The organism is Kitasatospora sp. NPDC001547, from assembly GCF_042894165.1.
Lineage (GTDB): Bacteria > Actinomycetota > Actinomycetes > Streptomycetales > Streptomycetaceae > Kitasatospora.
Map to the genome: position 1 here is coordinate 256581 of NZ_JBIAVL010000002.1, position 8742 is coordinate 265322.

Here is an 8742-nt window from a genome sequence, read left to right on the forward strand (position 1 = left end):
AGCCTAGGAGGGCGGGGCCCGCCGGGCATCGCACTGGAGCCCGAACTTCCGGGTGGTACCGGGGTGTCGGGTGATACCCCGGTATGACACGGGTGCGCCGACGGGCCCCGCGGGGGCCTCAGGAGGGGTCGCGCCAGTGGCCGGCCAGGGCCGGGCCGAGCTGGTCGAAGTAGCGCTCGATGACGGCGACCATGCCCTCGGGGCCGGCGGGTTCGTGCTCGGCGCTCCAGGACAGGTGGGCCGAGCGCAGCAGGCTGCCGAAGACGGCGGCGAGCACGGCCGGGCGGAGGTCCTCGGCCGGGTCCAGTCCCTCGCGTTCGGCGAGCACCTGGACCACCAGCCGCTCCTGTTCGGTGACCCGGCGCAGGTGGGCGGCGAGCAGCGGGGGCGTCTCCTCGATCATCCGCATGAGTTCGAGGGCGCTGTGGATCGAACCGGGGCCGGCGGTCTCCTCGCTGCCGAGGTCGCGCCAGGCCTTGACGATCGAGGCGCGCAGGGCCTGGAGCGGGGGTTCCTCGGCCGGGCGGCGGCGCAGGCACTCGATGAAGTAGTCCTCGGCCACGGCCATCACGGCGAGCGCGACCTCGTCCTTGTTGGCGAAGTAGCGGAAGAAGGTGCGCTGGGAGACGTCGACGGCGGAGGCGATCTCGTCGACGGTGGTGCGGGCGAAGCCCTGGCGGAGGAAGAGCAGGTGGGCGGCCTGGATCAGGGCGTACCGGGTCTGCTGCTTCTTGCGCTCGCGCAGCCCGGGCGTGCGCCCGGGGCCCGCCGGGGCGTCGGTGGTACGGGGGGTGTGAGCGGCCATGGCGGGGGCCTTCCGGAGCGCTGGGTGTGGCGGGTGGGAGCACAACCTTAGCGCTCTGACAAATGTCAGTAGTGGCCAGAAGTCACTGTTTGCCGAATGTCAGTAGCTGACATAATCTGCCCGGAGTGGCGCCCGTCGGGCCGGGGCACCTGTGGGGACGGGTGGGCCGGGGCGCCACGACCACGTCCCGCACCCAGCCACGCCCCCGGAGGGCCCAGATGAGCCAGTCCGTCGTCAAGAACTCCGAGGCGGACGCACCGTCGCCGCCGAACCCGCCGTCGGGGGGCGGCCTCAAGGGGCACCCCTGGCTGACCCTGCTGACCGTCGCGGTCGGCGTCATGATGGTCGCGCTGGACGGCACGATCGTGGCCATCGCCAACCCGGTGATCCAGGAGAAGCTGCACGCGGCGCCCGCCGACATCCAGTGGGTCACCAGCGGCTACCTGCTGGCCCTGGCGGTCTTCCTGATCACCGCCGGCAAGATCGGTGACCGCTTCGGCCACAAGACCACCTTCCTGGTCGGCGCGGTGGGCTTCGCCGCCACCTCGGCCGCGATCGGCTTCGCCGGCAACATCCAGACCGTGATCGTCTTCCGGGTCCTCCAGGGCCTGTTCGGCGCGCTGCTCCAGCCGGCCGCGCTCGGCCTGCTGCGCGGGGCCTTCCCGGCCGAGAAGCTCAACATGGCGATCGGCATCTGGGGCGGCGTGATCGGCGCCTCCACCGCGGCCGGCCCGATCGTCGGCGGCCTGCTGGTCGAGCACGTCAACTGGGAGTCGGTGTTCTTCATCAACATCCCGGTCGGCCTGATCGCGCTGGCGCTGGGCGTGTGGATCCTCAAGGACGTCCGGGCCGAGAACGCCGCCAGGTCCTTCGACCTGCCCGGCATCGCGCTGCTCTCGGTGGGCATGTTCGCGCTGGTCTTCGGCATCATCAAGGCGCCCGAGTGGGGCTGGGGCGACGGCAGGACGCTGCTGTTCCTGGGCGGCGCGGTGGTCCTGATGGTGCTGTTCGCGCTCTGGCAGGGCAAGGCCCGCGAGCCGCTGATCCCGCTCAGCCTGTTCCGCTCGGTGCCGCTGTCGGCGGGCGTGCTGCTGATGGTGCTGATGGCCTTCGCGTTCTTCGGCGCGATCTTCTTCGTGACCTTCTACCTCCAGAACGTGCACGGGATGAAGCCGGTCGAGGCCGGCGTCCACCTGCTGCCGATGACCGGCATGATGATCGTCGGCTCGCCGCTGGCCGGCCTGGCGATCGGCAAGCTGGGCCCGCGGATCCCGATCGTGGCCGGCATGCTGATCACCACCGCCGCGATGTTCGGCATGTCCACCCTGGACACCGGCTCGGGCAACGGCGTGATGTCGCTCTGGTTCGTCCTGATGGGCCTCGGCATCAGCCCGGTCATGGTGGGTGCCACCGAGGTGATCGTCGGCAACGCCCCGATGGAGCTGTCCGGCGTGGCCGGCGGCCTCCAGCAGGCCGCGATGCAGGTCGGCGGCAGCCTCGGCACCGCCGTGCTGGGCGCGCTGATGGCCGCCAAGGTCGGCGACGTGCTGCCGGGCAACTGGGCCGCGGCCGGCCTGCCGCCGGTCGAGGGCGAGGCGGGCGAGGGCCTCAAGCAGGCCGCCCAGCTCGGCATAGCCCCGCCGGCCCCGGCCGGCACCCCGCAGCAGGTGGTGGACGCGATGGCCGGCGCCGTCCACGAGTCCTTCGTGAGCGGCATGTCGCTCGCCTTCGCGGTGGCCTCCGTGGTGGCCTTCGCCGCCGCCGTGCTCGGCCTGCTCACCCGCCGCGGCACCACCGACGCGGGCCCGGCCGTGCACATCTGACGGCCCCCCGCGTCGCGCCCCGCGCCCCGCGCACCGCCACGGCGGGGCGCGACGCGACGGCCCCGCAACGCCACGGCCCCGGACTCGCTGGAGTCCGGGGCCGTCGTGGTTCCCGTGCGCGGTGCCCCCGCCGGTCAGACGCGGGTGAGCGCCACCAGCGGGACGGTGCGGGCCTCCGTGCGGAAGCCGGCGAACTGGGGCTGGGCGGCGATCTGGCGGGCCCAGAGCGCCTCGTGCTCGGCCGGGTCGATGACTGCCGCGAGCGCCGGGTAGCGCTCGGTGCCGACCTCGACGGTGACCTCCGGCGTCGCGACCAGGTTGCGGTACCAGGCCGGGTGCGTCGCGCTGCCGCCGTTGGAGGCGAAGACCACCAGCCGCTCGCCGTCCGCCAGGTAGACCAGCGGGGTGGTGCGCGGCTCCCCGCTGCGGGCGCCGACCACGGTGAGCAGGAGCAGCGTGGCGTCGGCGAGATCGCCGCCGACCACGCCCCCGTCCCTCCGGAACCCGGCGATCACCCGGCGGTTGAACTCGCCCGCGCCGTCGGCGGGTTCGGGGTGGCGCCCGGAGGGCCCGGGCCCCGTCCCGCCCGGCACGGCGCCGGCCTTCGTGTCGTTCGTCGTGCCGTCGGCCTTCGTGTCGCTCGTCATGCCGCCGACCCTAGGACCTCACACCGGTGAGAGGGTCAAGTCACGGCGGACGCCGAAGGGCCGGACCCCCGGTGGGAGTCCGGCCCTTCAGTTCCAGCGGGTGATCAGGCGTCGCCGCCGGCGGCGCCCGGGTCGGCCGCGGCCACGTCCAGCAGCTGGTAGCGGTCGATCGCGTCCTTCAGCGCCGAGCGGTCGATCCGGCCCTGCTTGGCGAGCTCGGTGAGCACCGCCAGGACGACCGACTGCGCGTCGATGTGGAAGAAGCGACGGGCCGCGCCACGGGTGTCGGCGAAGCCGAAGCCGTCGGCGCCCAGCGACTGGTACTGACCCGGCACCCAGCGGGCGATCTGGTCCGGCACCGCGCGCATCCAGTCGGACACCGCGACGACCGGGCCCTCGGAGCCCTGGAGCTTCTGGGTGACGTACGGCACGCGCTGCTGCTCCTCGGGGTGCAGCAGGTTGAACTCCTCGGCCTCCACCGCGTCGCGGCGCAGCTCGTTCCAGGAGGTCGCGGACCAGACGTCGGCCTTGACGTTCCACTCCTCGGCGAGGATGCGCTGGGCCTCCAGGGCCCACGGCACGGCCACGCCGGAGGCGAGGATCTGGGCCGGGATCTGGCCGGCGGTGCCCGGCGCGTACTTGTGCAGGCCCTTGAGGATGCCCTCGACGTCCACGTTCTCGGGCTCGGCCGGCATCTTGATCGGCTCGTTGTAGACGGTGAGGTAGTAGAACACGTCCTCGCCGTGCGGGTGCTCGGCGCTGGAGCCGTACATCCGGCGCAGACCGTCCTGGACGATGTGCGCGATCTCGAAGCCGTACGCCGGGTCGTAGGCCACCACGCCGGGGTTGGTCGAGGCCAGCAGGTGCGAGTGGCCGTCGGCGTGCTGGAGGCCCTCACCGGTCAGCGTGGTGCGGCCGGCGGTGGCGCCGAGCACGAAGCCGCGGGCCAGCTGGTCGGCCATCTGCCAGAACTGGTCGCCGGTGCGCTGGAACCCGAACATCGAGTAGAAGACGTACACCGGGATCAGCGGCTCGCCGTGGGTGGCGTAGGACGAGCCGGCGGCGATCAGCGAGGCGGTACAGCCCGCCTCGGAGATGCCGTCGTGCAGCATCTGGCCGGTCGGCGACTCCTTGTAGGCGAGGAGCAGCTCCCGGTCGACCGACTCGTAGGTCTGGCCGAGCGGGTTGTAGATCTTCGCCGACGGGAAGAGCGAGTCCATGCCGAAGGTGCGGTACTCGTCCGGCGCGATCGGCACGAAGCGGTTGCCGATGCCCTTGTCCCGCATGAGGTCCTTGAGCAGCCGGACGAACGCCATGGTGGTGGCGATGGTCTGGTTGCCGGAGCCCTTCTTGACCGCCTTGTACGCGTCGTCGCCGGGCAGCTCCAGCTTCCGCGGGCGGACCTTGCGGGTCGGCACGTAGCCGCCGAGCTCCTCCCGGCGGTCGTGCATGTACTGGATCTCCTCCGAGTCGCGGCCCGGGTGGTAGTACGGCGGGAGGCCGTCCTCGAGCTGCTTGTCGGTGATCGGCAGGTGCAGCCGGTCGCGGAAGCGCTTCAGGTCCTCGACCGTCAGCTTCTTCATCTGGTGGGTGGCGTTGCGGCCCTCGAAGTTGGGGCCCAGCGTCCAGCCCTTGACCGTCTGGGCGAGGATGACCGTCGGCTGGCCCTTGTGCTCGCGGGCCGCCTTGAACGCCGCGTAGATCTTCTTGTGGTCGTGGCCGCCGCGACCCAGGTGCTGGATCTGCTGGTCGGTCATGTTCTCGACCATGGCGCGCAGGCGCAGGTCGCCGCCGAAGAAGTGCTCGCGGATGTACGCGCCGGTCTCGGTGGCGTAGGTCTGGAACTGGCCGTCCACCGTGGTGTTCAGCTTGTTCACCAGGATGCCGTCGCGGTCCTGCGCGAGCAGCGGGTCCCAGCTGCGGTCCCAGACCAGCTTGATCACGTTCCAGCCGGCGCCGCGGAACTGCGACTCCAGCTCCTGGATGATCTTGCCGTTGCCGCGGACCGGGCCGTCCAGGCGCTGCAGGTTGCAGTTGACCACGAAGGTCAGGTTGTCCAGGCCCTCGCGGGCGGCCAGCGACAGCTGGCCGAGCGACTCGGGCTCGTCCATCTCGCCGTCGCCCAGGAAGGCGTAGACCTGCGAGTCGGAGGTGTCCTTGATGCCGCGGTGCTCCAGGTAGCGGTTCATCCGGGCCTGGTAGATCGCGCCGAGCGGGCCGAGGCCCATCGAGACGGTCGGGAACTCCCAGAAGTCCGGCATCAGCCGCGGGTGCGGGTAGCTGGAGAGGCCGTACGGGGCCTTCGACTTCTCCTGGCGGAACGCGTCGAGCTGCTGCTCGGTGAGCCGGTCCAGCAGGAAGGCGCGGGCGTAGATGCCGGGGGAGGCGTGGCCCTGGAAGAAGACCTGGTCGCCGGACTCGCCCTCGGCGTCCTTGCCGCGGAAGAAGTAGTTGAAGCCGACGTCGTACAGCGACGCGGAGGAGGCGAAGGTGGCGATGTGGCCACCGACACCGATGCCCGGGCGCTGCGCCCGGGAGACCATGACGGCCGCGTTCCACCGGGTCGCGTTGAGGATCTTGCGCTCGATCTCCTCGTTGCCGGGGAAGAACGGCTCGTCCTTGGTCGCGATGGTGTTGACGTAGTCCGTGCTGCGCATCTCGGGCACGGCGACACGCTTCTCGCGGGCGCGCTCGATCAGCCGCAGCATCAGGTAGCGGGCGCGCTCACGCCCCCGCTCGTCGATGGCCGCGTCGAGCGACTCCAGCCATTCCGCGGTCTCCTCGGGATCGAAGTCCGGGACCTGACTCGGAAGGCCGCCAATGATGATCGGGTTGCGATCGGATCCGGAAGCCACGCTGTTCCTTCACTGTCGGTCGAAACTGAGGTGTGTCGCGCCGCCTCCATCGTGCTACCGCGCTCGGAGATCCGTCATCTCTACCGATCGGTAACCGTTCCGCCCGGTGGGCGGTCCGGTCTGGCGGCGCGCGGCGCGGGCGTCTTCGTCCGCTCCGCACACCCCCGGGTGTTACGAAAAGAGGTGGTCCGACCTGGTGTCCCGTCCGCCCGATGGCGGGCGGCCGGGGTGAGGGCCAACAGGAGACTCTACGCCCGCGCACGCGCGGACCCCGAATGCCGTTCGCATCTCGGGCACGCGTACGGCCTGTGGGCCGGGACCACCCGAAGCATCCTCGGACGACGCGGAAAAGGGCAAATCGGTGTGATTCCCGCCACGCCGCGCGGCGTGTCCCGGTGTGGCACGTCAACCTTTGGAGGGGATCGGGGGTCGGGTACTTGCGCGAACCGCCGCGCCCGTGTGGACTACGGCCACAGCCTCGGCATGGACGCCGAGCCGAATACTGGAGGTTATTCCCGTGAGCGCGACCGCGGACCCCGCGGACAAGTCCAACCCGGCGACCCGTCTCGGCTTCGAAGAGGGCCAGATCATCCAGGAGCTGGGGTACGACGACGACACTGACCAGGAGCTCCGCGACGGAATCGAGGAGCTCACCGGGACGGATCTCGTCGACGAGGACTACGACGACGTCGCCGACGCCGTTCTGCTGTGGCACCGCGACGACGACGGGGACCTCACCGACGCCCTCGTCGACGCGCTGGAGTACCTCGCCGAGGGCGGCCTGATCTGGCTGATGACGCCCAAGACCGGGCGCGACGGCCACATCGAGGCCTCCGACATCAGCGACGCGGCCAAGACCGCGGGCCTCTCCCAGACCAGCTCGATCAACATCGTCAAGGACTGGGCGGCCACCCGGCTTGCGACCAAGTCCACGGCGAAGGGCGGCAAGCGCTGAGCGGGCTCTGAAGCCCCCGCGCCGGGCCCCGTCGGAGGAATCCCTCCGGCGGGGCCCGCCGCATGTCCGGCACCCGGCCGGCTGGCGGGCCATGGCCGGCCCCACGCGGGCCGGTGCCCAGGACGGCCCGCCGGGGCGTTCGCGGACGGCGAACGGACCGGGCCGCCGACGCCCGCCTCATCCGTTCGGCCGAACCGCCGTAAACGAATGCGAGGATGTGCCCTGCCGCGCCCGCCGCGCGGCGCGGTCGCGTCAGAAAGGTCCCGTTCATGGCCATCGAGGTCGGCTCCCCGGCTCCGGACTTCGAGCTCAACAACCAGCACGGCGAGTCCGTCCGGCTCTCCGACCTCCGCGGCGCGAAGAACGTCGTCCTGGTCTTCTACCCGTTCGCCTTCACCGGTGTCTGCACCGGTGAGCTGGGCGCGATCCAGCGGGAGCTGGCGGGCCTGCAGAACGACACCGTGCAGGTGCTCGGCCTCTCCTGCGACTCGCAGTTCTCCCAGCGGGTCCTCGCCGACCGGGAGGGACTGGAGTTCCCGCTGCTGGCCGACTTCTGGCCGCACGGCGAGGTCGCCCGGGCGTACGGCGTCCTGGACGAGGAGCGGGGCTGCCCGCTGCGCGGCACCTTCGTGATCGACACCGCGGGCACGGTGCGCTGGAGCGTCGTCAACGGCCTCCCGGACGCCCGGGACGAGCAGGAGTACCTGAAGGTCCTCGCGGCGCTCTGAGGCCCCCGCCGGGGCCCAGGACGGTCCGGAACGCCTCCGCCGCACCCGCCGGCCGGGTGCCGTGGGGACGTGTCCGGCCTGATCAGGGGTGCGGACGGGAACCCCGTACTACGCTCGGGCCGTTGGCGGGGTGGGGTGCGGGAGCCGATGGGCCTCCCGACGCCCCGGGACCGCACCACCGGGGGCACCACTGGGCGTGCCTCCCGATTCTTGGAGGACTAGTGGGAGTCAGCCTCAGCAAGGGCGGCAACGTCTCGCTCACCAAGGAGGCGCCGGGCCTCACGGCCGTGGTCGTCGGCCTGGGCTGGGACGTCCGGACCACCACCGGCGCGGACTTCGACCTGGACGCCAGCGCCCTGCTGTGCAACGCCCAGGGCAAGGTCACCTCGGACGGCAACTTCGTGTTCTTCAACAACCTGAAGAGCCCGGACGGCTCGGTCGAGCACACCGGCGACAACCTGACCGGCGAGGGCGAGGGCGACGACGAGGCGATCAAGGTCAGCCTGGTCGGCGTGCCGGCAGACGTGGAGAAGATCGTCTTCCCGGTGTCGATCTACGACGCCGAGACCCGCGGCCAGAACTTCGGCCAGGTGCGCAACGCGTTCATCCGCGTGGTGAACCAGGCCGACAACACGGAGCTGGCGCGCTACGACCTCTCCGAGGACGCCTCCACCGAGACCGCGATGGTCTTCGGCGAGCTGTACCGCAACGGCGCCGAGTGGAAGTTCCGCGCCATCGGCCAGGGCTACGCCTCCGGTCTGCGCGGCATCGCGCAGGACTTCGGCGTCAACGTCTGAGCCGCCGCCGGCGCCCTGCGGCGCGGGCTTCGCGCCGTTCCCCCGGGGCGGGCCCCGCCCCCCCCCGGGCGGGGGCGCCCCCCCCCCCCGCCCCCCCGGGCGGGCGGGGTACCACCAGCAGCGCGGATTGGT

7 protein-coding genes are annotated in these 8742 nt (G+C 71.6%); 4 read left to right on the plus strand and 3 right to left on the minus strand.

Annotated elements, in window-relative coordinates; all coding sequences use genetic code 11:
• Window positions 1-118: 118 nt before the first annotated feature.
• Window positions 119-805, minus strand: a complete 687-nt coding sequence (locus ACFY0X_RS03895) for a TetR/AcrR family transcriptional regulator (protein WP_387748461.1) — start codon at window positions 803-805, stop codon at window positions 119-121.
• 218 nt (window positions 806-1023) lie between these two features.
• Between ACFY0X_RS03895 and ACFY0X_RS03900 the strand changes: the two genes are divergently transcribed.
• The gene (locus ACFY0X_RS03900) at window positions 1024-2628 is read left to right on the plus strand and encodes an MFS transporter (protein WP_387748463.1); all 1605 of its coding nucleotides are present in this window, start codon (window positions 1024-1026) and stop codon (window positions 2626-2628) included.
• 134 nt (window positions 2629-2762) lie between these two features.
• Here the strand turns inward: ACFY0X_RS03900 and ACFY0X_RS03905 are convergent, their stop codons facing one another.
• On the minus strand, window positions 2763-3275 hold the full coding sequence (locus ACFY0X_RS03905) for a nitroreductase/quinone reductase family protein (protein ID WP_387748465.1): 513 nt from the start codon (window positions 3273-3275) through the stop codon (window positions 2763-2765).
• A 104-nt stretch (window positions 3276-3379) separates the two neighbouring features.
• On the minus strand, window positions 3380-6130 hold the full coding sequence (aceE, locus tag ACFY0X_RS03910) for a pyruvate dehydrogenase (acetyl-transferring), homodimeric type (RefSeq protein ID WP_387748467.1): 2751 nt from the start codon (window positions 6128-6130) through the stop codon (window positions 3380-3382).
• A 517-nt stretch (window positions 6131-6647) separates the two neighbouring features.
• Here aceE and ACFY0X_RS03915 point away from each other — a divergent pair.
• The 3 genes from ACFY0X_RS03915 (at window position 6648) to ACFY0X_RS03925 (ending at window position 8610) form a co-directional block, all read left to right on the plus strand.
• Window positions 6648-7085 (plus strand): DUF3052 domain-containing protein, encoded by a 438-nt coding sequence (locus ACFY0X_RS03915; RefSeq protein ID WP_387748469.1) that lies wholly within the window; start codon window positions 6648-6650, stop codon window positions 7083-7085.
• 269 nt (window positions 7086-7354) lie between these two features.
• Window positions 7355-7813: a peroxiredoxin gene (locus ACFY0X_RS03920; protein WP_387748471.1), complete on the plus strand. Its 459-nt coding sequence runs from the start codon at window positions 7355-7357 to the stop codon at window positions 7811-7813.
• Window positions 7814-8034: 221 nt separating this feature from the next.
• A complete protein-coding gene (locus ACFY0X_RS03925) occupies window positions 8035-8610 on the plus strand; it encodes a TerD family protein (RefSeq protein ID WP_387748473.1) in 576 nt (191 codons plus the stop codon).
• Window positions 8611-8742: the final 132 nt, after the last annotated feature.

Excerpts from the sequence above, each read along its gene's own strand:
- ACFY0X_RS03895 (WP_387748461.1), bottom strand. The coding sequence starts at position 805 with ATGGCCGCTCACACCCCCCGTACCACCGACGCCCCGGCGGGCCCCGGG.
- ACFY0X_RS03900 (WP_387748463.1), top strand. The coding sequence starts at position 1,024 with ATGAGCCAGTCCGTCGTCAAGAACTCCGAGGCGGACGCACCGTCGCCG.
- ACFY0X_RS03905 (WP_387748465.1), bottom strand. The coding sequence starts at position 3,275 with ATGACGAGCGACACGAAGGCCGACGGCACGACGAACGACACGAAGGCC.
- ACFY0X_RS03920 (WP_387748471.1), top strand. The coding sequence starts at position 7,355 with ATGGCCATCGAGGTCGGCTCCCCGGCTCCGGACTTCGAGCTCAACAAC.